General features: G+C 65.9%; 27 protein-coding genes and 1 riboswitch. Of the genes, 10 read left to right on the plus strand and 17 right to left on the minus strand.

The genetic code is table 11. The features are described 5' to 3' along the window. The first annotated feature begins 222 nt into the window (after nt 1–222). Nucleotides 223–711 (plus strand): Lrp/AsnC family transcriptional regulator, encoded by a 489-nt coding sequence (locus A8950_RS03570; RefSeq protein WP_166644976.1) that lies wholly within the window; start codon nt 223–225, stop codon nt 709–711. Nucleotides 712–733: 22 nt separating this feature from the next. Here the strand turns inward: A8950_RS03570 and A8950_RS03575 are convergent, their stop codons facing one another. The 4 genes from A8950_RS03575 to A8950_RS03590 all read right to left on the minus strand — a co-directional run bounded on the left by A8950_RS03575 (nt 734) and on the right by A8950_RS03590 (nt 4,209). Continuing rightward, a complete protein-coding gene (locus A8950_RS03575; RefSeq protein WP_133612226.1) occupies nt 734–1,183 on the minus strand; it encodes a J domain-containing protein in 450 nt (149 codons plus the stop codon). A 71-nt stretch (nt 1,184–1,254) separates the two neighbouring features. Then, complete coding sequence (locus A8950_RS03580) at nt 1,255–1,890, minus strand: LysE family translocator (RefSeq protein WP_133612227.1); 636 nt, start codon at nt 1,888–1,890, stop codon at nt 1,255–1,257. Between the two features lie 18 nt (nt 1,891–1,908). Next, nucleotides 1,909–3,273, minus strand: coding sequence for a glutamate--cysteine ligase (locus A8950_RS03585; RefSeq protein ID WP_133612228.1), 1,365 nt, complete (start codon nt 3,271–3,273; stop codon nt 1,909–1,911). A gap of 15 nt (nt 3,274–3,288) precedes the next feature. Next, on the minus strand, nt 3,289–4,209 hold the full coding sequence (locus tag A8950_RS03590) for a 16S rRNA (uracil(1498)-N(3))-methyltransferase (RefSeq protein ID WP_243735518.1): 921 nt from the start codon (nt 4,207–4,209) through the stop codon (nt 3,289–3,291). Between A8950_RS03590 and ubiA the strand changes: the two genes are divergently transcribed. Genes ubiA through A8950_RS03605 form a run of 3 tightly spaced genes read left to right on the plus strand, consistent with a single transcriptional unit; the run spans nt 4,190 to nt 6,488 of the window. Continuing rightward, nucleotides 4,190–5,101 (plus strand): 4-hydroxybenzoate octaprenyltransferase, encoded by a 912-nt coding sequence (gene ubiA / locus A8950_RS03595; protein ID WP_133612230.1) that lies wholly within the window; start codon nt 4,190–4,192, stop codon nt 5,099–5,101. The two genes, A8950_RS03590 and ubiA, sit on opposite strands and share 20 nt — an antisense overlap. Next, on the plus strand, nt 5,098–5,751 hold the full coding sequence (locus A8950_RS03600) for a class I SAM-dependent methyltransferase (protein WP_243735519.1): 654 nt from the start codon (nt 5,098–5,100) through the stop codon (nt 5,749–5,751). Before ubiA ends, A8950_RS03600 begins: the two co-directional genes overlap by 4 nt. Beyond that, entirely contained in the window at nt 5,748–6,488 is a 741-nt protein-coding gene (locus tag A8950_RS03605) for an MOSC domain-containing protein (protein WP_133612231.1), read from the plus strand. The genes A8950_RS03600 and A8950_RS03605 overlap by 4 nt, the downstream gene beginning before the upstream one ends. A gap of 51 nt (nt 6,489–6,539) precedes the next feature. On the opposite strand, the gene A8950_RS03610 is transcribed toward A8950_RS03605, so the two are convergent. The 4 genes from A8950_RS03610 to A8950_RS03625 form a co-directional block, all read right to left on the minus strand. Beyond that, on the minus strand, nt 6,540–7,175 hold the full coding sequence (locus A8950_RS03610; RefSeq protein ID WP_133612232.1) for a peroxiredoxin: 636 nt from the start codon (nt 7,173–7,175) through the stop codon (nt 6,540–6,542). Between the two features lie 29 nt (nt 7,176–7,204). Further along, nucleotides 7,205–8,068 carry a carbon-nitrogen hydrolase family protein gene (locus A8950_RS03615; protein WP_133612233.1) on the minus strand — a complete coding sequence of 288 codons (864 nt, stop codon included), beginning with the start codon at nt 8,066–8,068 and terminating at the stop codon, nt 7,205–7,207. 66 nt (nt 8,069–8,134) lie between these two features. Beyond that, a complete protein-coding gene (gene grxC, locus A8950_RS03620) occupies nt 8,135–8,398 on the minus strand; it encodes a glutaredoxin 3 (protein WP_133612234.1) in 264 nt (87 codons plus the stop codon). Between the two features lie 124 nt (nt 8,399–8,522). Then, nucleotides 8,523–9,293 carry a ComF family protein gene (locus A8950_RS03625; protein ID WP_322090923.1) on the minus strand — a complete coding sequence of 257 codons (771 nt, stop codon included), beginning with the start codon at nt 9,291–9,293 and terminating at the stop codon, nt 8,523–8,525. Nucleotides 9,294–9,398: 105 nt separating this feature from the next. On the opposite strand from A8950_RS03625, the gene A8950_RS03630 reads away from it, so the two are divergent. Next, nucleotides 9,399–10,298: a methyltransferase domain-containing protein gene (locus tag A8950_RS03630; protein ID WP_243735520.1), complete on the plus strand. Its 900-nt coding sequence runs from the start codon at nt 9,399–9,401 to the stop codon at nt 10,296–10,298. Here A8950_RS03630 and A8950_RS03635 read toward each other — a convergent pair. Genes A8950_RS03635 through A8950_RS03655 form a run of 5 tightly spaced genes read right to left on the minus strand, consistent with a single transcriptional unit; the run spans nt 10,292 to nt 14,163 of the window. After that, complete coding sequence (locus tag A8950_RS03635) at nt 10,292–10,993, minus strand: FecR family protein (protein ID WP_133612235.1); 702 nt, start codon at nt 10,991–10,993, stop codon at nt 10,292–10,294. The genes A8950_RS03630 and A8950_RS03635 overlap by 7 nt on opposite strands. A gap of 37 nt (nt 10,994–11,030) precedes the next feature. Continuing rightward, the gene (locus tag A8950_RS03640; protein ID WP_133612236.1) at nt 11,031–11,438 is read right to left on the minus strand and encodes a (deoxy)nucleoside triphosphate pyrophosphohydrolase; all 408 of its coding nucleotides are present in this window, start codon (nt 11,436–11,438) and stop codon (nt 11,031–11,033) included. A gap of 10 nt (nt 11,439–11,448) precedes the next feature. After that, nucleotides 11,449–12,048, minus strand: coding sequence for a GNAT family N-acetyltransferase (locus tag A8950_RS03645; RefSeq protein ID WP_166644977.1), 600 nt, complete (start codon nt 12,046–12,048; stop codon nt 11,449–11,451). Continuing rightward, a complete protein-coding gene (argJ, locus tag A8950_RS03650; protein ID WP_133612238.1) occupies nt 12,029–13,264 on the minus strand; it encodes a bifunctional glutamate N-acetyltransferase/amino-acid acetyltransferase ArgJ in 1,236 nt (411 codons plus the stop codon). Before argJ ends, A8950_RS03645 begins: the two co-directional genes overlap by 20 nt. 38 nt (nt 13,265–13,302) lie before the next feature. Further along, complete coding sequence (locus A8950_RS03655; protein WP_133612239.1) at nt 13,303–14,163, minus strand: peptidylprolyl isomerase; 861 nt, start codon at nt 14,161–14,163, stop codon at nt 13,303–13,305. Nucleotides 14,164–14,402: 239 nt separating this feature from the next. Between A8950_RS03655 and secA the strand changes: the two genes are divergently transcribed. Further along, entirely contained in the window at nt 14,403–17,036 is a 2,634-nt protein-coding gene (gene secA, locus A8950_RS03660) for a preprotein translocase subunit SecA (protein ID WP_133612240.1), read from the plus strand. A 211-nt stretch (nt 17,037–17,247) separates the two neighbouring features. Here the strand turns inward: secA and pip are convergent, their stop codons facing one another. From pip to A8950_RS03675, 3 genes are all read right to left on the minus strand, one after another. After that, on the minus strand, nt 17,248–18,189 hold the full coding sequence (gene pip, locus A8950_RS03665) for a prolyl aminopeptidase (RefSeq protein ID WP_133612241.1): 942 nt from the start codon (nt 18,187–18,189) through the stop codon (nt 17,248–17,250). A 99-nt stretch (nt 18,190–18,288) separates the two neighbouring features. Further along, a complete protein-coding gene (locus A8950_RS03670; protein WP_133612242.1) occupies nt 18,289–18,708 on the minus strand; it encodes a hypothetical protein in 420 nt (139 codons plus the stop codon). A 158-nt stretch (nt 18,709–18,866) separates the two neighbouring features. Further along, on the minus strand, nt 18,867–19,739 hold the full coding sequence (locus tag A8950_RS03675; RefSeq protein WP_133612243.1) for a GGDEF domain-containing protein: 873 nt from the start codon (nt 19,737–19,739) through the stop codon (nt 18,867–18,869). A gap of 146 nt (nt 19,740–19,885) precedes the next feature. On the opposite strand from A8950_RS03675, the gene A8950_RS03680 reads away from it, so the two are divergent. The 4 genes from A8950_RS03680 (at nt 19,886) to thiQ (ending at nt 24,348) form a co-directional block, all read left to right on the plus strand. Beyond that, nucleotides 19,886–20,773 carry a choline/ethanolamine kinase family protein gene (locus A8950_RS03680; protein WP_166644978.1) on the plus strand — a complete coding sequence of 296 codons (888 nt, stop codon included), beginning with the start codon at nt 19,886–19,888 and terminating at the stop codon, nt 20,771–20,773. Between the two features lie 100 nt (nt 20,774–20,873). Then, nucleotides 20,874–20,982: riboswitch (TPP riboswitch) on the plus strand. A 64-nt stretch (nt 20,983–21,046) separates the two neighbouring features. Beyond that, a complete protein-coding gene (gene thiB, locus A8950_RS03685; RefSeq protein WP_133612245.1) occupies nt 21,047–22,084 on the plus strand; it encodes a thiamine ABC transporter substrate binding subunit in 1,038 nt (345 codons plus the stop codon). 1 nt (nt 22,085) lies between these two features. Then, complete coding sequence (gene thiP, locus A8950_RS03690) at nt 22,086–23,660, plus strand: thiamine/thiamine pyrophosphate ABC transporter permease (RefSeq protein ID WP_166644979.1); 1,575 nt, start codon at nt 22,086–22,088, stop codon at nt 23,658–23,660. Next, the gene (thiQ, locus tag A8950_RS03695) at nt 23,647–24,348 is read left to right on the plus strand and encodes a thiamine ABC transporter ATP-binding protein (protein ID WP_133612247.1); all 702 of its coding nucleotides are present in this window, start codon (nt 23,647–23,649) and stop codon (nt 24,346–24,348) included. Before thiP ends, thiQ begins: the two co-directional genes overlap by 14 nt. A 3-nt stretch (nt 24,349–24,351) precedes the next feature. Here thiQ and A8950_RS03700 read toward each other — a convergent pair whose 3' ends face one another. Then, a complete protein-coding gene (locus tag A8950_RS03700) occupies nt 24,352–25,659 on the minus strand; it encodes an aspartate aminotransferase family protein (RefSeq protein WP_133612248.1) in 1,308 nt (435 codons plus the stop codon). Nucleotides 25,660–25,751: the final 92 nt, after the last annotated feature.

The raw sequence follows: 25,751 nt of genomic DNA on the forward strand, positions 1-25,751 counted from the left end.
CCGTCATGTTTCCGGCGGCATGTGCGGAACAGCGCGAAGAGCCGGAAAAATACCGGCCCAATTCAACACCGGTACCTGGGGAAATGCCGGGTTGCGGGTGACGAAGCCGTTACCTTGCGGTCAGACTGCGGATGCGGCGGGTTGTGCTGGTACGGCTTGGTGGGACGGCCGGCGCCCCGCTATATTCGCCGGCAAAACGTGGAACCGGAAATGGGGGCAGGGGTGCCGAACGCGGATCAGAGGCTTGATGCTAGGGATCTTGCCATCCTGGAACTGGTACAGCGCAATGCCGATTGGTCGCATGGCGAGATAGGCCGACAAATCGGTCTGTCGGTATCAGCGGTCAACGACCGCATTCGTCGCATGGTGGCGGCCAAGGTCATCCGCGGCTGGACCGCCGACCTCGACCCGGGGGCTCTCGGTTTGCACCTGCTTGCCTTTGTCAATGTTCTCATCGACCGCGCGGAACTCATTCCCGCCTTCGCCGAGAGGATCGCCGCCTATCCGGAGGTGCAGGAGTGCCATCACCTCGCCGGTGACTGGAACTACATCCTCAAGGTGCGCGTGCCGACCACCGCGGCGCTTGAAAATTTTATCTCGTGCGAGCTGAAGGAAAAACTCAAGGTGTCGCGCACGGCGACAACGATCGTGCTCCGCTCGCTGAAGGATTCCCCGGCGCTGCCGATCATGAATGGTGGGGCAGCACGCTGACGGGGCGTCCTGTCATTTTGGCTCAATCCTCTGCCTTGCCGCGGAGCTTCTTGATCCTGGCATAGGCCTCGTTGGCCTGGGCCGCCTTGCGTGTCGCCAGCTCGACAAAATCCGGGGGCAGATTGAGGGACTGGATGTTGTCCGGGTGCGTTGCGGCAATCGCCTTGCGGTAGGCCGCCTTCACTTCCTCGTCGCTGGCGCTCTCATCGATGCCGAGCACGTCATAGGGCCCACGTCCCGCCTGCGCCTGTCCCTCCATCGGGACAATGCGGCGGATATGATGCTTGTTGATGATCTCGGTCTCGCCATGCGCGTTCTCGAAGGGCAGGAATTCGCGAGTGTCGTTGATGGTGTCGCTGACCCTTGTGTTGGGCGCCACGAACATGAACATCAGCCGTTCGCTGCCGTCATCCAGTTCGATCCGCATCATGATCTTGATGCGTTGTTTCTTGACCTGCGACGATTCGAACATGCGGCTACCCCCACCTTGTTTTCAGGTTCGAGTGTAGTTGAATCGGCGCCGCAGCGCCATTTCCCGATCGGTCAGGTTGCCGGACGGCGGGCAAAGGCAAGGGCGACGCCAAGTGCGATCAGCAGGCCGGCCGATGCCCGTTGCAGGCGCCGCAGCCAGTGCGATCCCGCAACCAGGCGACGACGCAACCTTGCCGCAAACACGGCAATCACGATGTCCGCCGCCGTATTGAGGGCGACGGAGATCGCGCCGAGGAGAATGAACTGCGCGGCAACATTGCCCCTGGCCGGGTCGACGAATTGCGTGACGAAGGCCAGGAAGAAGGCCGCCGTCTTGGGGTTGAGCGCCTCGACCACGACGCCTTCCAGGAAGGCGCGGCGGCTGCTGCTGCGCGGCACCTCGATCCGGCCGAGATCAAGAGCGGCCGCGCGCCAGGTGCGCAAGCCGAGCCAGACCAGGTAGACCGCACCCAGCAGCTTCACGAAGGTGAACACCTCGGCGCTGGCCATCAGGATGGCCGAGACGCCGACGGCGCCCGCGACCACATGGACCATGCCGCCCAGCGCCGTACCGAAGCTGGAGGCCAGCCCCTCGCTGCGACCGCCCGACAGTGTCCGCGCCGCGACATAGAGCATGCCGGGGCCGGGCGAGGCGGCGAGGGCAATGGCTGCCAGCAGGAAAAGGCCGAGTTGAATGGGGTCGAGCATGAACCGGGCTCCTCGGCGTCAATAGGCGAACTCGGAAAAGACTGGATCCACCGAGCCGTTCCATGTGCCGTGATAGAGATCGAGCTTCCGCTCGGCCGGCGTCTTTCCGCTATCGGCGATGAGCTGCAGGGGATTGAGGAAGCCTGACTCGTCCATGCCGCCGAGGTCGGTGGCGCCGCGGCGCTGCAAGCCGGCGCGGGCGATGGCTAGGGCCTCGAGCGCCAGATCGCGCACCGTTCGGTTCTTGAAGGGCGTCTTGAGCGCTGCTTTGGGCACCTCGCGGCGCAACTGCTCGTGATCGCCGATCGACCAACCCTTGACCAGATCCCAGGCGGCATCGAGCGCGACATCGTCATAGAGCAGGCCCACCCAGAAGGCGGGGAGGGCGCAAAGCCGTTCCCACGGGCCTCCATCGGCGCCACGCATTTCCAGGAAGCGCTTCAGGCGCACTTCGGGAAATGCGGTGGTCAGGTGGTCCGCCCAGTCGCCGGTGGTCGGGATCTCGCCCGGAAGTGCCGGCAGCTTGCCGTCCAGGAAGGCGCGGAAGGATTGCCCCGAGGCATCGACATAGGTGCCGTCGCGGTAGACGAAATACATCGGCACGTCGAGCATGTAATCGACATAGCGCTCGAACCCCATGCCATCCTCGAAGACGAAGGGCAGGATGCCGCAGCGATCGGGATCGGTGTCGGTCCAGATATGGCTTCTGTAGGAGAGATAGCCGTTGGGTTTCCCCTCGGTGAAGGGCGAATCGGCGAAGAGCGCCGTGGCAATCGGTTGCAGCGCCAGGCTGACGCGGAACTTCTTCACCATGTCGGCTTCGCTGGAAAAATCGAGATTGGTCTGCACCGTGCAGGTGCGGATCATCATGTCGATGCCAAGCTTGCCGCGCTTGGGCATATAGTCGCGCATGATCTGGTAGCGGCCCTTGGGCATCCAGGGCGTCTCGGCGCGCGACCATTTCGGGTTGAAGCCCATGCCGAGCACGCCGATGCCGAGTTCGTCCGAGACCTGCTTCACCTGCCTGAGATGCGTCCCCACCTCGCGGCAGGTCTCGTGGATGTTGCGCAAGGGCGCGCCGGACAGTTCGAACTGCCCACCGGGCTCCAGCGTGATGCTTTCGCCGTTCATGGCAAGGGCGATGATGTTGCCGTTCTCCTCGATCGCCTCCCAGCCGAAGCGGGTCAGCCCCTTCAGGAGGGCGCCGATGCCGTTGGGCGCCTCATAGCTGACCGGGCGCAAAGTCTGGCGGTCGAACACGAATTTCTCGTGCTCGGTGCCGATGCGCCAATCCGCCTTGGGCTTGTTGCCGGCTTCCAGATAGTCGACCAGTTGGCGCTTTGCCGTCACCGGTTCGCCGCGCGATTTCGGCGGTGCTGACACGCTTCGTCTCCATACTCAATCAGGCGCCGCGGGATCGGCCGGTTGACCGATTGGCACCAGCGGTGCTGGTGGCCTTTGGGCGCCGTCGCCCAGGATGCTTTGAAAGACGGCGAGTGCAGTCAGCGCTGCCGTGTCTGCGCGCAGGATTCGAGGTCCCAGGCCGACCGGGGTAACAAAGGGTAGATTTGAGATTTGGTCAAGCTCAGAGCGCGCAAACCCCCCTTCTGGTCCACATAGAATGGCCCACTGATCATAGGGGCTGTTAGAAAATGTTACAGAAGTCTTGAAGGCCGATAACGCTTCGGCGATCGGCAGGGCCGGCCCCGCTTCGGCGCAGAGAATGAGACGCCTTTGCGGCGACCAGCGTTGCAACAGCTCGGCGAGGGATTGCGGCGGGTGAATCGCCGGGAGGGTCAGGCGCTCCGTCTGTTCCGCCGCCTCGATCGCATTGGCGGCAAGCCGGTCCAGATTGAGCCGCGTGCTGGTCGTGTGCCTGGTGATGACCGGCTGGAAGGCGGCGACGCCCAGTTCGGTCGCCTTCTCGATCAGGAAATCGGTGGCGTCCTTCTTGAGCGGGGCAAAACATAGCCAGATATCGGGCACGCCAGCCTGCGGACGGCGCAGCGCCTTGACCCGCAGGGCAGCGCCGCGCTTGCCGATCTTGGCGATCTCGGCCGTGAATTCGCCGTCGCGGCCGTTGAAGAGGACGACGGGGTCGCCCGGCTGGCGCCGCATGACATTGCGCAGGTAGTGCACGGCACGGTCGTCGGCCGGGACGTCGTTTCCGATGGCAAGGTCGACAGGTAGATAAAGGCGCGGGATCATGTTCTTGTCGGACGTTGTGGCTCTGACTATGGTCGCGGCCAGGAGAGTAGCGGCAGAACGCGGAATTGATAAGGCCGGGCAAAGAGGCGGTATGACGGGTGCCAGCGACATCGCAACTGGGGATTGGGTCGACCGCCGGGTGCCGGCGGCCCTGCGCCCCTATCTGCGCCTTGCCCGGGTCGACCGGCCGATCGGCACCTGGCTGCTGCTCTTTCCCGGCTGGTGGTCGATCGCCCTAGCCGCCCCGCCGGGGGTATGGCCCGACATCGAGGCACTCATCCTGTTCGCGATCGGCGCCCTGGTGATGCGCGGGGCCGGCTGCACGGTCAACGACATCGCCGATCGAGATTTCGACGCGCGCGTGGCGCGCACGGCCAACCGTCCGCTCGCTTCCGGCGCTCTCTCGGTCAGGCAGGCGCTCGTCTTTCTGGTTCTGCAGCTTCTGGCGGGGCTTGCCATCCTTTTGCAATTTCCGCCATTCGCCATCGGCCTCGGCACCGCCTCGCTCGTCCTGGTCGCTGCCTATCCGTTCATGAAGCGGATCACCTGGTGGCCCCAGGCGTTTCTCGGCCTCACCTTTAACTGGGGCGCCCTGCTGGGCTGGGCGGCGGTGACCGGCGAGCTCGCCTGGGCGGCGGTCCTGCTTTATGTCGGCGGCATCTTCTGGACATTGTTCTACGACACGATCTATGCCCATCAGGACAAGACCGATGACATGCTGGTCGGCGTCAAATCGACGGCCCTGCGCCTGGGAGCCCAGACCAAGCCCTGGCTGGTCGGCTTCGCGGCGGCCGCGCTCGCCTTCTGGGCTTGCGCCCTCATTGCGGCAAGCAGCGGAATCATTGCCTTGGCGGGCCTCTTCGGGTGCGCTGCGCACCTCGCGTGGCAATGGCGCGATGTTGATCTCGACAACACCCAGGACTGCCTGCGCAAGTTCCGCAGCAACCGATTCATCGGCTGGATCCTGTTCGCGGGGATCGTGCTGGATCGCCTGCTCGCGTGACGGATCCCGTCGCCTTCGTCCGTCGCCAGACGCGCATCTCGCGGCCGGCCCTCGTACCGGAGATCCGCCTGTATCTCGCCGACGAGATGACGCCGATCTGGCTGGCGACGCAGGGCGAGCTTGACGACCTCGGCGTACCGCCGCCCTTCTGGGCCTTCTGCTGGCCAGGAGGGCAGGCGCTCACCCGTTTCATCCTCGATCACCCGGAATGGGTCAGGGGCAAGCGCGTGCTGGATTTCGCGGCGGGCAGTGGCATCACGGCGATAGCTGCCGCCAGGGCCGGCGCCGCCACCGTAACGGCCGCCGAGATCGACGCTCATGCCATCGCCGCCATTGCCCTCAATGCAGAGCTTAACGGCGCGACCGTGCAGATCGAGCCGGGGAATATCGTCGGCAGCCATCAACTCGCGGTCGATGTCGTGCTGGCGGGCGATATCTGCTACGAACAACCCATGGCGAACCGCGTCACCGCCTGGCTGGCCGGACTGGCGCGGGATGGCGTCACAGTGTTGATGGGCGATCCCGGGCGCAGCTATCTGCCGCAATCGGGCCTCAAGGAGCTGGCGCGCTATGTGGTGCCGACCTCGACCGATCTCGAGGACAGCGACCGGCGCGAAACCACGATCTGGCAACTGGGAGTTCGGCAATGACATTGGGTGTTGTGGCAAAGGTCGCCGGCATCTTCCGCTATCCGGTGCAAAGCGTCGGGGGCGAGGAGGTGGCCGCCGCCTCCTTCGCCGCTCATGGCATGCCGGGCGACCGCGCCTATGCCATTGCCGATCTCGAACAGAACTGTGTCGCCCATGCCAGCAGCGCCAAGAAAAAATATCGGCCACTGATCGCGTGGCGCGCGCGCTATCTGGTCGAGCCGCGTGACGGGACGGCGCCGGCGCCGATCGAGGTCGATTTTGGCGACGGCATCCTGCGCGGCGATGACAGCCGCATCGACCAGGCGATCTCCGATCGCCTCGGCATGCAGGCGGCCCTTGTGGTCAATGACGGTACGCGTGTGCCGAAGCTCTACGAATCCAGCCCCTGTCACCTGATCACCTCGGCAACGCTCAGGCGCCTCCAACAGGAGCACCCAGCCGGCATGTTCGCACCTTCCCGATTCCGGCCGAATCTCTATTTCGATTGCGGCGACGAAGTGGGCTTTGTCGAGCAGGGCTGGATGGGCTGCAAGGTGACGGTGGGCGATGTGGTCTTCGAAGTCAACGAACCCTGCCTGCGCTGTGCCCTTACCACCAGGGCCCAGGGCGACCTGCCGGATGATCCCGGCATCCTGCAGACGACGGCTCGCATCAACAAGGCAGTCGCCGGCATGTATGGCATCGTGAAGCAGGCCGGTTTTCTGCGCCGCGGTGATGCGGTTCTGCTGGCGCCATAGATAAACCGCCGCCGGTGACCCGGCGGCGGTTGCTCAGCCTTTGGCGAAGAATCACTTGTTGGGCTGCGGGGTCACGCGCAGATAGGGTTTGATCTTCTTGTAGCCCTTCGGGAACAGCTTGTCGGCGTCGCTGTCCGGAATGCTGGGCGGGATGATGCAATCCTGGCCGTCGCGCCAATTGACCGGTGTCGCCACCTTGAAATTCGCCGTCAGCTGCAGCGAATCCAGCACGCGCAGGATCTCGTCGAAATTGCGCCCCGTGCTCATCGGATAGGTGATCTGCAGCTTCACCTTCTTGTCCGGCCCGATGATGAAGACCGAGCGCACGGTAAAGGTCTCGTCGGTGTTGGGGTGGATCATGTCATAGAGCTGCGACACCTTGCGGTCGGCGTCGGCCAGCAGCGGGAAGTTGAGGGCATGGCCCTGCGTTTCCTTGATGTCGGCGGCCCAGCCCTGATGGTCCTTCAGCGGATCGACGCTGAGGCCGATCACCTTGGTGTTGCGCTTGTCGAATTCCGGCTTCAGGCGCGCCACCTCGCCAAGCTCGGTGGTGCAGACCGGCGTGAAATCGCGGGGATGCGAGAACAGGATCGCCCAGGAATTGCCGATCCAGTCGTGAAACTTGATGCGACCCTCGGTGGAATCCTGCTCGAAATCGGGCGCAGTGTCGCCAAGTCGAAGGGACATGTCTTCCTCCTTGCAGTGATTGCTTGGTGTCATTCGCCCGCAGCGCTGAGGGGCGCCGCCGGCCGGGTAAAGCTGCGGTCGTGGGTCAGCGCCGGCACGGCATGGCGCGCCTTCTTGACCAGGGACGTGTCGATCTCGGCCGTGACCACGCCGATACCGGTGCCGGCATCCGCCAGCACCTTGCCCCAGGGGTCGATGATCAGCGAATGGCCATAGGTGGCACGACCTTCGGCATGCGTGCCCACTTGCGCGGCAGCGAACATGAAGCAGCCGGTCTCGATGGCGCGGGCGCGCAGCAGCACATGCCAATGCGCCTCGCCGGTCGGCACGGTGAAAGCAGCAGGCCCGGTCAGCATGATTGCACCTGCCTGTGCCAGGGCGCGGTGCAGGTAGGCAAAGCGCACATCGTAGCAGATGGTGAGGCCGAGCCCGCCCCAGGGTGTCGCCGCGATGACGGCTTCGTGGCCGGGCCGCACCTGGGCGGATTCACGGTGACTCTCGCCGGTGGCGAGGTCGACATCGAACATGTGGATCTTGTCATAGCGCGCGGCAATGCGGCCCGCGGGATCGAACACGAATTGACGGTTGGCGATGCGCGTTTCCTCGGCGCGCACCGGCATCGAGCCGATCACCAGCCAGATGCCGAGGTCGCGGGCAAGATCGCCGAAGGCGGCGAGTCCCGGATGCTCCGCTTCATAGGGCGTCTTGGCCAGCGAGGCTTTTTTGTCCGGCTCGATCAGGGTGGTGTTTTCTGGCGTCACTACCAGTTGCGCTCCCTTGGCATGGGCGGCGCGGATGAGGTCGCCGGCCGCCGCGATGTTGGGCGCCACATCGCGGCCGGAATTCATCTGTACGCAAGCCGCGATGAAGCTCGCCGCCTTCTGCTCGGTCATTCCTCTGCTCCCAACCTGATGTCGGTACCCATCCGGGCCCCGCCGCGGATGCCGTTGCACGCAAGCTCAGCTGCTGGCCGTCAACAGTGGCATCAGCTTGCCGGCGCGGTCCAGCGCATAGAGATCGTCGCAGCCGCCGATATGCCGGTCGTCGATGAAGATCTGCGGTACTGTCGAGCGACCGCCGGCCCGGGCGCGCATTTCCTCGCGCAGCTTGCCGTCGGTCATCACGTCGATTTCGCGATAGCTGACGCCTCGCTCCTCCAGCAGTTTCTTGGCGCGGTAGCAATAGCCGCACAGCATGGTGGTATAGATTTCGACTTTCGCCATTTATGCACCGGTTCGGCCACGTTCTGCAGCGCCGGCTTCCGGCGCCACGAGTCACCCCTAATGTCAGGCTTCGACCATGCCTTGACAAGGGGGCTCTGGTCCGCGGATTGGGCCGCTTCGCCCATCAGGCCGGAATGACCCTGGCGACGGCGAGGACATCGACGCCTGAGGCGCCGGCGCGGCGCAGGACCCTGGCGCAGCCGGAAATCGTGGCGCCGGTCGTGATCACATCGTCGACCAGCAGGATGCGCCGCCCGGCGACCTCGCCGGCCCGCCGCGGATTGACGGCAAAGGCGCCTGCGACGTTGCGCTGCCGGGCAAGGCGACCGAGATGCCCCTGCTTGGCGGTGGCGCGTAGCCGCACCAGCAGGTCCGGTTGGGTCGGCCGGCCGCTCACCCGGCTGAGAGCCAGGGCCAGCAGGGCGGCCTGGTTGTAGCGCCGCGCAAAGAGCCGCGACCAATGCAGCGGGACCGGCACGATTAGATCCGCCTCGACCAGCAATTCGGCCCCGACCCGGGCCATCCAGGCGGCGAGTGCCGGGGCCGAGGCGGTTCGGTCGGCATGCTTGAAGGCCAGGACCAGGTCGCGGCTGGCCTCGTCATAGCGCAATACCGCGCGGGCCCGGTCGAAAGGCGGCGGCGCGGCGACGCAGGCGGCGCAGAGGGCGCCCGGCCCCTGGTCGAATTCGAAGGGGAGGAAACAACACGCGCAAGCCGGCGTGCCGAGGAAGCGCAGGCCCTGCCAGCAATCGGGGCAAATCCCGCCCTGCCTGTCCACCAACGCGCCGCATTTCAGGCAGCGGGGCGGCAGGACGGCATCAAGGCATCGCCCGAACATGCTGCGCATATGGCCGATGATCGGCGCTGGGGTGGCGGCTGGGATCATGCGCATCATCTGAGGCCGATCCGGCCGGCCCCGTCAACTGCCCCATCAATTACCCGGCAACCATCCGGCATTTACCCGCTTGCCGAATGTCGGCAGGGGGGATACTCAGCCCTGATGGAGCAGGAACCCGTCAAGCCGTCGGACAGCCAGATGCTGGTCTTCGATCGTCGCCAGCTTGGCCGGCAGCGTCGTCGCGCACTGACCCGTTTCGACCGGCACGATTTCCTGCTGCGGGAACTCGGCGACCGCCTGATCGACCGCCTTTCGGATGTCCGCCGTCGCTTTCCACTGGCGGTCGATCTGTCGCCTTTTCCCGGCCGGCTGCTGGAGGGCAATTCCCTGCCGGGCGGGATCGAAACCGTAATCGCCGCCGTCGGCGACCCGGCGCTGTGCGGGGTGCGCCCCGCCGTCATTTGCGATCTGGAGGCGCTACCCTTTCACCCGGGCAGCCTCGATCTGGCGCTCTCCTGCATGGGATTGCACTGGGTGAACGATTTGCCAGGCGCGCTGCTGCAGATCCGCCAGGCATTGCGGCCGGACGGGCTCTTTCTCGGCGTCATGCTGGGTGGCGAAACGCTGACCGAGTTGCGCCAATGTCTGATGGAGGCGGAACTGGCCGAAACGGGCGGCGCCAGCCCGCGCGTCGCGCCGATGGCCGGCCTGCGTGACATGGCGGGTCTGTTGCAGCGGGCCGGCTTCACCCTGCCGGTCGCCGATTGTGAAACAATCACCCTGACCTATTCCGATGCCTTCGCGCTGATGCGTGATTTGCGGGGGATGGGCGAGGGGAATGCCCTGGCGGCGCGGCGCCGCAACCCGACGGGCCGCCGTGTCCTGGCGCATGCGGCAGCACTTTATCAACAGCGCCATGCGGCCGCAGATGGCAGGATCGGCGCCACCATCCAGGCGATTTTTCTGACCGGCTGGGCGCCTGACATCAGTCAGCAACAACCGGCGCGCCGCGGCTCGGGCCGGATCAGTCTTGGCAGCGCGATCGGTGCCAGCGATCAGTAGTCGTTGCTGTTGTTGCCGCTGCCGCTGCCACCGCTTCCGCTGCTATCCCGGCCGCGACCACGGCGGCCGGTACTGAAATCCTCCGCCCGCGACCAGCCGTCGTCGACGATGGCATCCGCCACCGACAGGACCTGGTCCACGACCTCGACTCCGTCGCGCGTCACCAGGGCCGTCTGTCCGGGGTTGAGGTCGGCCGACTGGCCGCTGTTGATCGAGCGGACATTCACCAGGCCGCGCAGCAGGGCGATGATGGAATCGCCATTGGGCTTGACACCGATCTTGAGCAAGGTGCCGCGAATGGCAATCGATGCCGTGGGCGTTTCGATGACGACATTCTGCGGCGGCATGACGCCGGTGGCCCAGCGCACCGCACCCTTGCCGATTCCAATTACCGCATTGCCGCTGCCGGATGCGGAATCGAAGACGAATTCGTCGATCAGCACGCTGGCATCGGCGCCCAGCGTCAGGCTGGAACCGTCGATGAAGCCGATCTCGATGGCGCTTCTCGGTACCGTCTCGATCAATTCGTTGAATTCGACGCCGTCGGTGGGCTGCTTCGGCATTCTCGCCGCTTGCGGCGGCGTGCCGTAGGCGGTGTTTTGCAGCTTCTGGACCAGCCCGACGGGGTCGGCTGCCGACGGTGAAGCGAGGCCGATCAGAACCGCGGCAACCAATAGCGACGATGGAATACGCATCCTGGGTTCCCCTATGTCGGGTTCACGACCGTGGATTTCACAACAAATCGCACAGTGTGGCAATGAGCGGCTTGTCAGCCGGCGGCATCGGATAGTCGGCAAGGCGGGTCGGGCGCACCCAGGCCAGATTCTGCCCCTCCCGTGGCGTGACCGTTCCTTCCCAGCGGCGGCATACATAAAGCGGCATCAGCAGGTGGAAGGCCTCGTAACCGTGCGAGGCGAAGGTCAGCGGGGCAAGGCAGCTTTCCTTGACGTCGATCCCCAGTTCCTCGTGCAATTCGCGGATCAGGGCCGCTTCCGGGGTTTCGCCCGCTTGCACCTTGCCGCCCGGAAATTCCCAGAGGCCGGCCAGGCTCTTGCCTAGCGGTCGTTGCGCCAGCAGGACGCGGCCGTCGGCATCGACCAGCGCCACGGCAACCACCAGCAGCAGACTGCACCCTTTCATCGCCCCCGCCTCATTGCGCTGCCTGGCTGTCGGCGGCGGCGGATCGCCGCTGCCAGTCCTCCAGGTCGAGGCGCCGGTGCACCACCGGCAATGCGCTGTTCTGCGCGCGGGAATGAATCTCGCCGGTGCCCGTGACGGCAAAGCCGACCTTCTCCAGCACGCGGTGCGAGGCATCGTTGATGGTCACCGCCGAGGCGATCAGGAAGGGCAGCCGGTAGGTCTCGAAGGCGAGGCGGGTGATGCGCACCGCCGCCTCGGTGGTATAGCCCATGCCCCAGTATTGCCGGCCGATCCAATAGCCGAGTTCGGTTCCCTCAGGCGTTTTCTGCAGGCCGATGCAGCCCAGCAGGCGTCCGTCCTCGCGCAGGGCGATGGCCAGCACGACCGCACCTTCGGGATCGTCCGGAAAGCGTTCGCCGGCATCGGCCGCGGTCTCCGGCGCGGCGATGAACTCGCGCGCCATGTCGATGTCATAGGGGTGCGGAATGGTCGCTGTATAGCGGGCGACCTCGAAATCGTTCACCAGGCGCACGACGTCGACCGCATCGCGCGGCGTCAGCGGCCGCAGATCGAGGCGCGTCGTCGTCAGGTCAGGAACGGTAATCGGCATTGATCTCGATATAACGATGGGTGAGGTCGCAGGTCCATACCCGGGCGCTGCCCCTGCCCACGCCGACATCGACGGCAATCCGGATGTCGCGCGTCTTGATATGGTCGGCGACGGGGGCCTCGTCGTAATCGGCGCGGCGCTGCCCGTTGCGCGTGATCTCGACCCCGCCGATGCTGATGGAAAGCCGGTCGCGATCGGCCTTTTCGCCCGATTTGCCGACCGCCATGACGATGCGGCCCCAATTGGCGTCCTCGCCGGCGATCGCCGTCTTGACCAGCGGCGAATTGGCAATGGCAAGTCCGATCCTGCGCGCCGCGTTGGCGCTGGCGGCGCCGCTGACATCGATCGTGATCAGTTTCTCGGCGCCTTCGCCGTCCTGCACTACCTGGACGGCAAGGTCCGTGAGCAGCGAGTCAAGTGCCGCGCGGAATTCCTTCAGGATCGGATCGGCTGCCGAGGCCGGTTTCTTGTGCTTCGGCCCCTGGCCGGTCGCGGCCAGGAGCAGCGTGTCGCTGGTCGAGGTGTCGCTGTCGACCGTAATGCAGTTGAAGGATTTGTCGGCACCCTTCCTGAGCAGCGCCTGCAGGATCGGTGCCGGGATTTTCGCATCCGTCACCACGAAGGCCAGCATGGTCGCCATGTCGGGCGCGATCATGCCCGAGCCCTTGGCGATGCCGTTGATGGTGACTTCCGTCCCGCCGATCCGGGCAGAGCGCGTCGCCATCTTCGGGAAGGTATCCGTGGTCATGATGGCGCGGGCGCCGTCATCCCAGGCATCGGCCTTGAGCTCGCGGATGAGGGCCGGCAGGTTGTCGGTGATCTTCTTGTCGTTGAGCGGTTCGCCGATGACGCCGGTCGAGGCGACATAGATCTCGCTGGTCTTGCATTTCAGTGCCGCCGCCGCCGCCTTGACGCAGCGTTGTGCCGCGTCCACGCCCAGCTTGCCGGTAAAGGCGTTGGCATTGCCGGCATTGACCAGGATGGCGCGGGCCTTGCCGCCCTTCAGGTGCCTGCGGCAGAGATCGACCGGTGCCGAAGCGGTCAGCGAGCGCGTCAGCACGCCGGCGATCGTGCTGCCGGGCGCCAGTTCCAGCAGCATGACGTCGGTGCGACCCTGGTAGCGGACGCCGCAGGCGCGCGCTGCCAGTCGCGCCCCTGGGAGGGCCGGCGGCTGGTGGAACACATTCGGTGCGAGCGGGGAAACCTTGGCGCCCATCTTGGCTGCTGCCTCTGCGCGTTCCGGCCGGGTCGGGATTATTGCGCCGCCTTGGCGCCGCCGCTGGGGTCGATGATCTCGAGCTGGGCCTTGTCCTTGAGATCCTTCGCCACCTGCTGGCGCAGTTCCTCGGTCAGCTGCACGCGGATATCGTCGCGGCGCTGCTCGAAGCTGGGCGGCGCTTTCATGCGCTCGTCGTCCAGTTTGATGATGTGAAAGCCGAATTGCGACTTGACCGGTGACTGCGAGACCTCGCCCTTCTTCATGGCGAAGGCCGCGTCGGCGAATTCCGGCACCATGATCTCCTTGGTGAACCAGTTGAGGTCGCCGCCATTCTTGCCGCTGGCCGTATCGGTCGACTTCTCCTTGGCGATCGCGGCGAAGTCGCCGCCGCCCTTCAGCTGCTCGATGATCGCCTGCGCTTCTTCCTCGGTCTTGACCAGGATATGGCTGGCGCGGACCTCGCGCTCCTCGGGGAAGTTCTTCACTTCCTCGTCATAGCGCGCCTTGATGGCCTCGTCGGTCACCTTGGCCATGATGGCCCGCTGGAAGAAGATCTCGCGGATGGCGTTGTCCTCGTACTGGCGCATCAGCTCCTTGACTTCCGGGTCCTCGGCCAGGCCGTCGGCGCGGCCCTGGCCGGCCACCAGCTTCAGGAAGACAAGGCGGTCGAGCAGCTGCGGAAACAGCTGGTCGAGATTGGCCTGGATCTCGGGCGGCAGGTTCTGGGCGGAATCGACCACGTCCTGGCGGGTGATGTCCTCGCCGTTGAGCTTGGCGACAACGAGGTTGGGGTCGGGCTGGGCAGTCTCCTGCGCCCGGGCGGAAAGGGCGAGCGAACCGACCCCCGCCATCAGGCCGAGAGCGAGGGCAAGGCTGCAAAAACGACGCTGGTTCATGGTCTGGGTGGGTCCTTGGAGAGCCGAAGGTGACCTGCCGCCGGCCGGATTCGTCCCGGGCCGGGCCGCAAATTGCCGGCGACTATGCCCAAGCGCGGGGCCCCTTACAAGGGGAAAGGTCAAGGATTTCCGATACTTCACCCCAAGTTGACAGGGAAGCGCCCGCAACCTATCTGTTGCCCCATCTATTGCCGGATCCTTTGCCTGGCAATATTCCCGAATTTTGAAGGTTTCTAAGCATGTTCGCGGCGTTGGCGAGGCGGGTCTTCGGGTCCGCGAATGACCGATTCATCAAGAGCCTGGACAGGACGGTCGCCCAGGTCAACGCCCTCGAGCAGCAGGTGGCGCCGCTCACCGATGCGGAGCTGCGCGGGCGCACCGACTGGCTGCGCGAGCGGCTCAAGAAGGGCGAAAGCCTGACCGACATCCTGCCCGACGCCTTCGCCACCGTGCGCGAGGCGGCCAAGCGCGCCCTCGGCCAGCGCCATTTCGATGTCCAGGTCAAGGGCGGCATCGTCCTCCACCAGGGCAAGATCGCCGAGATGAAGACCGGCGAAGGCAAGACCCTGGTGGCGACGCTCGCCACCTATCTCAATGCGCTCGAGGGCAAGGGCGTCCATGTCATCACGGTGAACGACTACCTCGCCAGGCGCGATTCCACCTGGATGGGCCAGGTCTACCGCTTCCTCGGCCTTTCGGTCGGCGCAATCGTGCACGGCCTCAACGATGTCGAGCGCCGCGCCGCCTATGCCTGCGACGTGACCTACGGCACTAACAACGAGTTCGGCTTCGACTATCTGCGCGACAACATGAAGCACCGCGTCGAGGACATGGTGCAGCGGCCGTTCAACTTCGCCATCGTCGACGAGGTCGACAGCATCCTGATCGACGAGGCGCGCACGCCGCTCATCATCTCCGGCCCGACCGAGGACAATTCCGACCTCTATGCCCGCGTCGACACGCTGATCCCGCACCTGGTCGAGGCGGATTTCGAGAAGGACGAGAAATCCCGCCATGTCACGCTGACCGACGCCGGCAACGAGCATATCGAGCAGTTGCTGAAGGGCGCCGGGATGCTGAAGGGCGGCTCGCTCTACGACGCCGCCAATATCAGCCTGGTGCATCACGTCAACCAGGCGCTGCGCGCGCACAAGCTCTTCACCCGCGACGTCGACTATATCGTCAAGGACGACAAGGTCGTCATCATCGACGAGTTCACCGGCCGCATGATGGAGGGCCGCCGCTATTCCGAAGGCCTGCACCAGGCGCTGGAGGCAAAGGAAAAGGTCAAGATCCAGAACGAAAACCAGACCCTGGCCTCGATCACCTTCCAGAACTATTTCCGCATGTACCCGAAGCTGGCCGGCATGACCGGAACGGCGATGACCGAGGCGCCGGAATTCTCCGACATCTACGGCCTCGACGTGATCGAGATCCCGACCAATGTACCGGTCAAGCGCATCGACCACCATGACGAGGTCTATCGCTCGGCCAAGGAAAAGTACCAGGCGATCGTCGAACTGGTTGAGGAATGCCGCAACCGCCAGCAACCGGTCCTGGTGGGCACCGTCTCGATCGAGAAATCGGAACTGCTCTCCGGTGTCCTCAAGCAGAAGAACATCCCGCATCAGGTGCTCAACGCGCGCTTCCACGAACAGGAGGCCTTCATCATCGCCGATGCCGGCGTGCCCGGCGCCGTCACCATCGCCACCAACATGGCCGGCCGCGGCACCGACATCCAACTCGGCGGCAACATCAAGATGCGCATCGAGCGCGAGCTCGGCGACATGGCCGAGGGGCCCGAGCGCGAGCGGCGCATCGCCGAGATCACCGCCGATGTCGAGGCCAAGAAGAAGGTGGCGCTCGAAGCCGGCGGCCTCTTCGTCATCGCCACCGAGCGCCATGAGAGCCGCCGCATCGACAACCAGCTGCGCGGCCGCTCCGGCCGCCAGGGCGACCCCGGCGCCTCGCGCTTCTTCCTCTCGCTCGAGGACGACCTCATGCGCATTTTCGGCTCCGAGCGCATGGACACCATGCTGAAGCGCCTCGGCCTCAAGGAAGGCGAGGCCATCGTCCATCCCTGGATCAACAAGGCGCTGGAAAAGGCGCAGCAGAAGGTCGAGGCGCGCAATTTCGAGATCCGCAAGAACCTGCTGAAGTTCGACAACGTGATGAACGACCAGCGCAAGGTGATCTACGAGCAGCGCAAGGAACTGATGGCGGCGACCGATCTCAAGGAAGAGGTCATCGGCATGCGCCACCAGGTCATCGCCGACCTGATCGCCCGCTACATCCCGGAAAAGGCCTTCGCCGAGCAGTGGGACGTGAAGGGGCTGCACGAGGAGGTGTTGCGCATCTTCGGCCTCGACCTGCCGTTCGCCGACTGGGCCAAGGAAGAGGGCATCGCCGACGAGGCGATCAGCGAGCGCCTGACCGAGGCGGTCGACCGCAAGATGGCGGAGAAGGCGGCCAATGCCGGACCGGAGCTGATGCGTGCGATCGAGAAGTCGCTGGTCCTCCAGATCCTCGACCAGAACTGGAAGGAACACCTCCTCAACATGGATCACCTGCGCCAGGCGGTCAGCTTGCGCGCCTATGCCCAGCGCGATCCGCTGAACGAATACAAGCGCGAAGCCTTCGAGATGTTCGAGACCATGCTGGACCGCCTGCGCGAGCAGACCACCACCATGCTCTCCTATATCGAGATCCGCCAGCAATCCGAGATTCCGGCCCCGCCGCCGGCCCCTGCGGCTCCGCCCGTCGGCTCGGCCGACAACGCGCCCGCCGCCTGGGCCAGCACGCCGCGCAACGCCGACTGCCCCTGCGGCTCCGGCAAGAAATACAAGCACTGCCACGGCCGGCTGACGGCGTAGAACTCGCCGTGTTTCGCCCCCTCAAGCGCAACCCCTCTCCGGCCCGGAGGCTGATGCCGAACTCTGTCGGCGGGGGAGAGGGGCTATGCGGGCGAGGTGCGATAGTTTTCAGCTTTGAGGATTAATGCCACCGGCACCTCATTCCCGCTCCCCTCGCGGGAGAGGGGTTGGGGTGAGGGGGCGGAAACAGGCTCGCTCTCCGAAGAAACGACTACCCCGCGAATCCGTCCGTCGCTTCGATGAGCGCGTTGAGGATGCCCGGCTCGTCGAAGGCGTGGCCAGCGTCGTCGATGATGGTGAATTTTGCCTCCGGCCAGGCCTTGTGCAGTTCCCAGGCGGTGACGGCCGGGGTGCAGACGTCGTAGCGGCCCTGGATGATGATTCCCGGAATGTCCTTCAGCTTATGGGCATCGCGGATGATCTGGCCGTCCTCCATCCAGCCGCCATGGCTGAAATAATGGTTCTCGATCCGGGCGAAGGCGAGGGCGAACTGGTCCTGGCCGTAGGAGGTCGCGTTCTGCCGGCTCGGCAGCAGCTTGATGGTGCTTCCCTCCCAGACGCTCCAGGCCCGCGCCGCTTCAAGCTGCGCCGCGCGGTCGTCGCCGGTCAGGCGCTTCCGGTAGGCCTCGACCAGATTGCCGCGCTCGGCCGCGGGGATCGGTGCCAGGAAACTCTCCCAGAGGTCGGGGAAGAGGTTGGAGGCGCCGTTCTGGTAATACCAGTCGATCTCGCGCTTCTTCAGGGTGAAGATGCCGCGCACCACCAATTCGCTGACGCAGGCCGGATGCGTCTCGGCATAAGCGAGGGCCAGGGTCGAGCCCCAGGAGCCGCCGAAGACCAGCCATTTCTCGACGCCCATGATGGCGCGCAAGGATTCGATATCCTTGACCAGATGCCAGGTGGTGTTGTTCTCCAGGCTGGCATGGGGCCTCGAGCGGCCGCAGCCGCGCTGGTCGAACAGCAGCACGCGGTATTTCTTGGGATCGAACAGGCGGCGATGCGCCGGCGAGCAGCCGGCCCCCGGCCCGCCATGCAGGAAGACCGCCGGCTTGCCTTGCGGGTTGCCGCAGATCTCCCAATAGACCTGGTGGCCGTCGCCGGTATCGAGATAGCCAGTCTGATAGGGTTCGATCGCCGGATAGAGTGTCCGCATGTCGGGTCTTGTCCTGTCGGTCAGTAGGGCGGGGCCGACAGGATTAGGCGATCACGGCAGCAAGGGCAAGGTGGGGTGCCCTTACTCAGTGCAGGTTCCTCAGGGATACTCGCTCTTCACCCCATCGAGCGGCAGGTCGCCGCGCTCGATCGCTTCCCGCAGCGCATTGAGCCCGCGCTCGACCTCTTCGGCCATCTCGCGCGCGCGGCGCAATTCGCCGATATCGAGTTCGCCGATCGAGGCCCGCTTGAGACTGCCCAGATCGACCACCTGGGCGAGGTAGCGGCCCTTCAGCTTGGCCAGCAGCCGGGCGACGCGCTGCACCTCGACCGGGGTGCATTTCACCACCGCACTCTCGGTCTCGGCCCGGGTGAAGCTGCGGATATCGCTGGCGAGGTGATAGAGATACTGCCCGGAATTGGGCGCGTTCTCGAACATCTTGAGGCGCTCGACCTCGGGCCGCGCCATGGCCCGGGCACCGTCGCCCTCCACCTTCGGCGGCATTTTGAGCGGGGTCACGTTGTCATTCCGCCCGCGCGTCGATTTCGGCTCTATCCGGTTGTTCGGGCCCGGTTTTTCCGGCGCTTGCCGTTTCGAGAACATGGACAGCATGGGCAGAATCTTCCCCGTTGGTGAAGGTGTCGGGGTTGACGATGCAAGGCCTGTGCCGGGTGCCCTTACCCGAACGCGAAACGGTTCCGTCCCCGCTCCCGGGCCTGGAGCATGGCGTCGGTGGCGCGGGCCAGCATGTCCTCGGCGCTGTCGGCGCTGGTCGGGAAGAGGGCGATGCCGATGGCCAGATCAAGCGCGCTGTCGCCGGGCGCCTCGACCTCCTCGATGATCTTCTCGGCGACGATCTGCACGTCCTCGACCCGCGGCATCGATTCCACCAGGATGACGAGCTGCTGCGATTCCAGGCGCGCGATCGTGTCGCTGCCGCGCAAGGTTGGCTGGATGCGCGCGACGAGATCGCGCAGGGCGACGTCGCGATAGGGACCCTCGGCACTTTCGCCATCCGGCAAATTGTCGAAATCGAGCAGCAGCAAGGCGAAGAAATCCTTGTTGCGCCGGGCGCGCCGCACCGCCAGCGACAGGATCTCCCAGAACAGGGCCTGGGCCGGGATGCCGATGACGGGCTCGTTGAGCCGCGTCTTCTTCTGCCGTTCCTCGCCGGCCCGCACCAGCAGGGCAAGGCGGATCAGGTGCCGCAGCAAGGCCGGTGACAGATCCGCCGCCGCCAGCGCGGCGACGGCGCCGGCTTCCAGTGCCGCGGCGGCGGCGGGGCTTGCCTCGTCATCGACCAGGGCCAGCACCACCCCCTGGCGGCCCAGCACCGGGATGGCGCTCCTGAGGCTGGCGCGCGGGCCACGCAAATCATGCAGCACGATGGCGCGCGCACCGTGCGCGGTGAGTGCCGCGCGCGCCGCCTCGGGATCGGCCGCCGCCGCCAGGTCGAAACGGCCGTCGGCGCTGCAGGCGCGCAAACGCGCGATCAGATCGGTGTCGCCGGTGAGGGCCACCAGCGTGGCGTCGCTTGTCTTTCCCTGCATGAAGTTGGTCGCCCTCTGCTGTCCGCTGGCGGCACGGTGACAGAGCGGCGGAGTGCTGACAAGGGGGCGATGCCCCTGCCAGAGCGGGCGATACCCTTGCCAAGATGTCTTGCCAAATGGGCCCGCTCTCGGCTAAGCGCGCTCGCATGAGGTTGGAGCCTGAGATCGAAGCCCTGTTCCTGAGCGAGCCGCTGCTGGCGCGGCACCCCCGCGCGCGCTGGTTAGTAACGCCGCTGGGCGGCATCACCAACCGTTCCTATCGGCTGCAGGCGCCGGGTGCCGATCTCGTGCTGCGCTGGCCGGGTGAGAGTGCCTCGCGCTATCTCGACCGCAGCGCCGAGGGGCGGAACGCGGCGGCGGTGGCGGCCCTCGGCCTCGCGCCGCCGGTATTGGCCCTCGACCCTGCCCGCGGCTGGTTCATCGCCGCCTATCTTGCCGAGGCGCGGCCGCTTGGCCCCGCCGATCTCGCCGATTCTTCCCTCGTCGCCGACATGCTCGGCCATCTCGGCCGGCTGCACCGCGCCGACATCGTCTTTCCGCAGCAGCAGAGCCTCTTCGGCGCGATCGATCTCTATCTCGCCCTGGCGCCGACACCCCTGATGACCGAACTCCGCCAGGCACTGGAACCGATCCGGCTGACACTCGCCCGTCACCCGGGCCGGCGCGTTCCCTGCCATATCGATCCCAACCCGGCCAATTTCCTGCGCCGCGCCGATGGCCGGCTGTTTCTCATCGACTGGGAATTCGCGGCGATGGAGGAACCGCTCTGGGATCTGGCCGCGGTGACACTGGAATCGCCCCTGCCTGCGGCTGAGCAGCGCGATCTGCTGACCCCGTTTATCGGCCCGGCGTTATGGCCGCGCTTCGAACTCTATCGGCTGGCCCTCATGCTGGTGGCGGCGAGCTGGTGCGAGATGGAACTCGTTTCCGGCAATGCCGCGCCGGAGCTCGCCGCCTTGCGCGATGCCCGGGTCGCCAGCCTGCGCCGCGGCCTTGCCGATCCCGCTCTGCCGGCCTGGCTCGCCGCCGCCTGATCGCCGCCGCCTGATCGCCGCCGCCTGATCGCCGCCGCCTGATCGCTGCCGCCTGATCGCTGCCGCGACTTGACAAGTCGCATCCGCTTCGTGACATTGACCGCACTCAACGGGGTGCCCCAGATGGGGCTGAGAGAGGCGGCATTCGCTTCAACCCGCGGAACCTGATCCGGGTCATGCCGGCGGAGGGATGTGAGTGAGCGCATGAAGCCTTTCCCGACTTTCCTGCACCGCTACTTCCGCCGCCTGACCCATAGCGGAGGAAGCTCGACCATGCGGAAAACATCGATTATCGGCCTCTTTTCGGGTAGCACCCTGCCGTTCGCGGTGGCGCTCGCCGTGGCGCTTGCCTCCGTGCCGGCAATGGCCCAGGAAAAGCCCGTCCTCACCGTCTACACCTACAATTCCTTCACCAGCGAATGGGGCCCGGGGCCGCAACTCGAACAGGCCTTCGAGGCCAGCTGCGCCTGCGATCTCAATTGGGTGGCGCTGGAGGACGGCGCAGCGCTGCTGGCGCGGCTGAAGATGGAAGGGGCCAATACCAAGGCCGACCTGGTGCTGGGCCTCGACACCAACCTCGTCGCCGAGGCCAGGGCGACCGGCCTCATTGCGCCGCATGGCGTCGATCTTGCCGGGCTCGCCTTGCCGATCGCCTGGGCGGATGTCGATTTCGTGCCTTATGACTGGGGCTATTTCGCCTTCGTCTATGACAGCGAAAAGCTGCCGGCGCCGCCATCCTCGTTGGCCGATCTTGCCGATGGCAAGGCGGAGCCGAAGATCCTGATCCAGGACCCACGCACCTCGACGCCGGGACTCGGCCTCGTCATGTGGCTGCGCTCGCTCTATGGCGATCGGGCGCCGGAGATCTGGGTCGGCATCAGGCCGAAGATCCTCACCGTGACCCAGGGCTGGAGCGAGTCCTACGGCCTCTTCACTGCCGGCGAGGCGCCGCTGGTGCTCTCCTACACGACCTCGCCCGCCTATCACCAGATCGTCGAGGAAACCGACCGCTACAAGGCGGCGATCTTCCCGGAAGGACATTATATGCAGATCGAGGTGGCAGCGCGCCTCGTGAGCTCCGCGCAGCCCGAACTCGCGCAAGCCTTCCTCGCCTTCCTGGTTTCGCCTGCGGCGCAGAAGGTCCTGCCCACCACCAATTACATGTATCCCGCGCGCGATATCGGTGCCGATCTGCCGCAGGCCTTCGCCGAGCTGCCGAAGCCGGAGAAGGCCCTGCTGCTTCCGGCCGAGGAAGCCGCCGCCAATCGCGATGCCTGGATCAAGGAATGGCTGGCGGCGATCAGCGAGTGACATGCCGCTTCTAGCCCGCATAGGCCTGGTCCTGGCGGCGGCACTGGCTGCCGCCACGATCCTGGTCTTCGTCCTGCTGCTGGGAGCGGGCGGTGCCGGCGCACCGCAATGGGATTATATCGGCCGGGTACTGGCCTTCACCTTCCAGCAGGCGCTGCTCTCGACGCTGCTGGCACTCCTCGGGGCGATGCCGATGACGCGGGCGCTGGCGCGGCGGGCGGTATTTCCCGGCCGGTCGCTCCTCCTCCGGCTCTGCGCCCTGCCGCTGGTGATGCCGACCATCGTCGGCATCTTCGGCGTGGTCGCGGTTTATGGCGGCAATGGCTATCTCGCGGCGGCGGCCAATGCCCTGGGGGCCGGTTGGCGACCCGGCATCTACGGCCTCACCGGCATTCTCATCGCCCATGTCTTCTTCAACCTGCCGCTCGCCATCCGCCTGCTGCTGCCGGCCTATGCCGCCATTCCGGCCGAGACTTGGCGCCTCACGGCCCAGCTCGGCATGGGCGGTGGCGACATCTTCCGCGTGATCGAATGGCCGCTCCTGCGCCAGCGCCTGCCCTCGGTGGCGCTGGTCGTCTTCATGCTCTGCTTTTCGACCTTCGCCGTGGCGCTGACGCTCGGCGGCGGCCCGCGCGCCACCACGCTGGAAGTCGCGATCTACCAGGCGCTGCGCTTCGATTTCGATCTCCAACTCGGCGCCGTCCTGGCGCTGATCCAGGCCGCCTGCTGTGCCGCCGGGGCCTGGGCGGTCTGGCATCTCGGGCGCGACATGGCGCTCGGCCAGACGGCGCGGCTGGTGGCGCCGCGCTTCGATGGGCAGAGGCGGGGGGCACGTCTCGCCGATGCCGCCGTCATTCTTCTGGGCACGTTGTTCGTGGCCTTGCCGCTCCTGGCCCTGGTGCAAAAGGGGCTTGCCGGCCTGCCGGCGGCGGCGGCACCGGCCAGCCTCATGCGGGCGGCTCTCGTCAGTCTCGGCCTCGGCCTCGGCGGCGGGCTGTTGGCGACGGCGATCGGCTACGCGCTGGCCACGGCGCGCCAGGCGGCCCGCGATGCCGGCCACCGGCAACGCGCCCTGGTCCTGGCACTCATCGGTCGCCTCGGCCTCTTCGTCTCGCCCATGGTGATCGGCACAGGTATCTTCCTTGCCGCCAGCGGCCAGGTCGATCTCTACCGCTTCGCCGCACTCGGCGTCATCGGCCTCAGTGCCGTCATGGCGCTGCCCTTCGTGCTCTCGGTCCTCGAACCGGCGCTGGCTGATTCGGCGGCACGTCACGACCGGCTCTGCCGGGCGCTCGGCATCCACGGCTGGCACCGCTTTCGCGCCGTCGACTGGCCGACCCTGCGCAAGCCGATCGCGACGGCGCTCGCCCTATCCAGCGTGCTCGCCATGGGCGATCTCGGCGCCATCGCGCTTTTCGGCCACAAGGACATGGTGAACCTGACTTTGCTTCTCTACCATCAGCTCGGCGCCTATCGCCTCGACGGCGCCGCGGCAACGGCTCTCATCCTGCTGGTGCTGGCGCTTCTCTTCTACTGGTCGATCGAAAGATGGGTGGGCGGTCGTGAGTTACATTGAGATATCCGGCCTCGCCTTCACCTATGAGGACATGGAGATGCGCTTCGACCTCGCGGTCGAGCAGGGCGAGTTGCTGGCGATCATCGGTCCCAGCGGCGCCGGCAAGAGCACGCTGCTGGCGCTGATCGGCGGATTCGAGCAGGCCCTGGCGGGGGCGATCCGAATCGGCGGAGACGACATTTCCGCCCTGCCGCCGGCGGCGCGGCCGGTGACGACCCTCTTTCAGGATCACAATCTCTTTGCCCATCTCGGCGTCGCACAGAATGTCGGCCTGGGGCTGCATCCGGGGCTGCGCCTCAGCAAGGCCGATCGCGACCAGGTGGCTTGGGCGCTCGGCGAAGTCGGTCTGACCGGTTTCGAGGATCGCCTGCCCGGCCAGTTGTCGGGCGGCGAGCGCCAGCGCGTCGCCATCGCCCGCTGCATCTTGCGGAAGCGCCCGGTCCTGATGCTGGACGAGGCCTTCGCGGCGTTGGGACCGGCGCTCCGGCGCGAGATGCTGGAACTTGTCCTCGCCATCAAGGCGCGCGAGAATTTGACCGTCCTCATGGTGACGCACGACCCCGAGGATGCCCGCTTCGCCGCCGATCGCACCGCCTTCATTGCCGACGGCCATGTCGTCCTCAGCGGTCCGACGGCAGACGTGCTTTCCTCGCCCGATCCCGCCATCCGCGCCTATCTCGGGAGCTGAGCGCTATTCCAGCAGGCCCTTGCGCGAGAGGATGAATTCCTCGGTCTGGGCGATGAAGCGGTCGATCTGCGCTTCCGTGAGGGCAAGGCTCAATGCCATGTAGCCGCGGCGCGCGAAGAACAGCCCGACATCGATGAAGTCGAGATGCATCAGCTTGTGCAGCTTGCCGTGCAGCGCCTCCACCTCGGCGCTCTCGTGTCGCGGCCGGTCCGGCATCTCGCGGCTGAAATGGATGCCGAGGAACGAGCCGGTTCCCGTCGCCACAAGCGGGACGTCATGCTTGCGCGCCAGGTGGTTGATGCCGTCGCGCAGCCGGTCGCCCTTGGCATTGAGCAGCACCGCCGCCTCCGGCGTGTAAATGTCGCGCAGCCCCGTGAGGCCTGCTGCCATGCTCAGCACATTGTTGTTGAAGGTGCCGGCATGGGGCCAGTAGCCGGGCCTTTCCGGGTCATAGTGATCCATGATGTCGCTGCGTCCGCCGAAGGCGCCGAACGAGGCGCCGCCACCCAGATATTTGCCCAGCGTCGTCATGTCGGGGGTGACCCCGGTCGCCGCCTGCAATCCGCCGGAGGAAAGGCGCGACGACATCACCTCGTCGAAGATCAGGATGATGCCGAGCTCGCTCGCCGCCTGGCGCAGAGCGCCCAGGAAATCGCGCCGTGCCGGCAGGCAGCCACCGCTTCCCAGCATCGGCTCGATCAGGATGGCGGCAAGGTCGGCGCCATGCTGCCGGATGAGGGCGAGCGTGCCCTCGGTGTCGTTATAAGGCGCCAGCACCCAGTCGAGCGGCAAATTGATTGGAATGCCGCCATGGCCGAAATAGAGGACACCGCCATGATAGCCGCCGTCGAACACCATGATCTTGCCGCGCTTGGTGACGGCGCGTGCCGTCATCAGGGCGAAGACATTGGCCTCGGTGCCGGAATTGCAGAAGCGCAGCTTCTGCAGCGAGGGAAAGCGGGCAGAGATGAGGGCCGCCAGTTCCGCCTCGTATCGGTTGGGGCCGCCCAACACGGTGCCGTCATCGATCGCCTTCTTCATCGCCGCCTGGATCTGCGGGTTGGAATGGCCATAGAGCCCAGCCGAATACTCGCCGAGATAATCCACATAATCGTGGCCATCGAAATCGGTCAGGATCGCACCTTCGCCTTTCGCCCAGGCGAGCGGAAAGGGCGAATAATGTAGCACCGTCCGGGTATTGCCGCCGGGCATCGGCTGGCGCGCCGCCGCATGGCGCGCGGCACTCTCCGGATTGGCGGCGGTATAGCGTGCCTCGGCCTCGGCAATGGCGGCATCCAGGGAAACGTTCATGAATTCACCCATCGGCAGATCGATCAATATGGAATGGCAGTCTTAGCCCATTCGACATCGCATCGTCATCCCCGGGCCGGGGGGCAGTCGAT

The organism is Dongia mobilis (assembly GCF_004363235.1).
Lineage (GTDB): Bacteria > Pseudomonadota > Alphaproteobacteria > Dongiales > Dongiaceae > Dongia > Dongia mobilis.

Excerpts from the sequence above, each read along its gene's own strand:
- A8950_RS03615 (WP_133612233.1), bottom strand. The coding sequence starts at position 8,068 with ATGACCGAGCAGAAGGCGGCGAGCTTCATCGCGGCTTGCGTACAGATG.
- A8950_RS03655 (WP_133612239.1), bottom strand. The coding sequence starts at position 14,163 with ATGAACCAGCGTCGTTTTTGCAGCCTTGCCCTCGCTCTCGGCCTGATG.
- thiB (WP_133612245.1), top strand. The coding sequence starts at position 21,047 with ATGCGGAAAACATCGATTATCGGCCTCTTTTCGGGTAGCACCCTGCCG.
- A8950_RS03680 (WP_166644978.1), top strand. The coding sequence starts at position 19,886 with ATGAGGTTGGAGCCTGAGATCGAAGCCCTGTTCCTGAGCGAGCCGCTG.
- A8950_RS03675 (WP_133612243.1), bottom strand. The coding sequence starts at position 19,739 with ATGCAGGGAAAGACAAGCGACGCCACGCTGGTGGCCCTCACCGGCGAC.
- secA (WP_133612240.1), top strand. The coding sequence starts at position 14,403 with ATGTTCGCGGCGTTGGCGAGGCGGGTCTTCGGGTCCGCGAATGACCGA.
- A8950_RS03580 (WP_133612227.1), bottom strand. The coding sequence starts at position 1,890 with ATGCTCGACCCCATTCAACTCGGCCTTTTCCTGCTGGCAGCCATTGCC.
- A8950_RS03575 (WP_133612226.1), bottom strand. The coding sequence starts at position 1,183 with ATGTTCGAATCGTCGCAGGTCAAGAAACAACGCATCAAGATCATGATG.
- A8950_RS03635 (WP_133612235.1), bottom strand. The coding sequence starts at position 10,993 with ATGCGTATTCCATCGTCGCTATTGGTTGCCGCGGTTCTGATCGGCCTC.
- A8950_RS03590 (WP_243735518.1), bottom strand. The coding sequence starts at position 4,209 with ATGTCGCTGGCACCCGTCATACCGCCTCTTTGCCCGGCCTTATCAATT.
- A8950_RS03625 (WP_322090923.1), bottom strand. The coding sequence starts at position 9,293 with ATGATGCGCATGATCCCAGCCGCCACCCCAGCGCCGATCATCGGCCAT.
- ubiA (WP_133612230.1), top strand. The coding sequence starts at position 4,190 with ATGACGGGTGCCAGCGACATCGCAACTGGGGATTGGGTCGACCGCCGG.
- grxC (WP_133612234.1), bottom strand. The coding sequence starts at position 8,398 with ATGGCGAAAGTCGAAATCTATACCACCATGCTGTGCGGCTATTGCTAC.
- thiP (WP_166644979.1), top strand. The coding sequence starts at position 22,086 with ATGCCGCTTCTAGCCCGCATAGGCCTGGTCCTGGCGGCGGCACTGGCT.
- A8950_RS03700 (WP_133612248.1), bottom strand. The coding sequence starts at position 25,659 with ATGAACGTTTCCCTGGATGCCGCCATTGCCGAGGCCGAGGCACGCTAT.
- A8950_RS03605 (WP_133612231.1), top strand. The coding sequence starts at position 5,748 with ATGACATTGGGTGTTGTGGCAAAGGTCGCCGGCATCTTCCGCTATCCG.
- A8950_RS03640 (WP_133612236.1), bottom strand. The coding sequence starts at position 11,438 with ATGAAAGGGTGCAGTCTGCTGCTGGTGGTTGCCGTGGCGCTGGTCGAT.
- A8950_RS03630 (WP_243735520.1), top strand. The coding sequence starts at position 9,399 with ATGGAGCAGGAACCCGTCAAGCCGTCGGACAGCCAGATGCTGGTCTTC.
- pip (WP_133612241.1), bottom strand. The coding sequence starts at position 18,189 with ATGCGGACACTCTATCCGGCGATCGAACCCTATCAGACTGGCTATCTC.
- A8950_RS03645 (WP_166644977.1), bottom strand. The coding sequence starts at position 12,048 with ATGCCGATTACCGTTCCTGACCTGACGACGACGCGCCTCGATCTGCGG.
- argJ (WP_133612238.1), bottom strand. The coding sequence starts at position 13,264 with ATGGGCGCCAAGGTTTCCCCGCTCGCACCGAATGTGTTCCACCAGCCG.
- A8950_RS03610 (WP_133612232.1), bottom strand. The coding sequence starts at position 7,175 with ATGTCCCTTCGACTTGGCGACACTGCGCCCGATTTCGAGCAGGATTCC.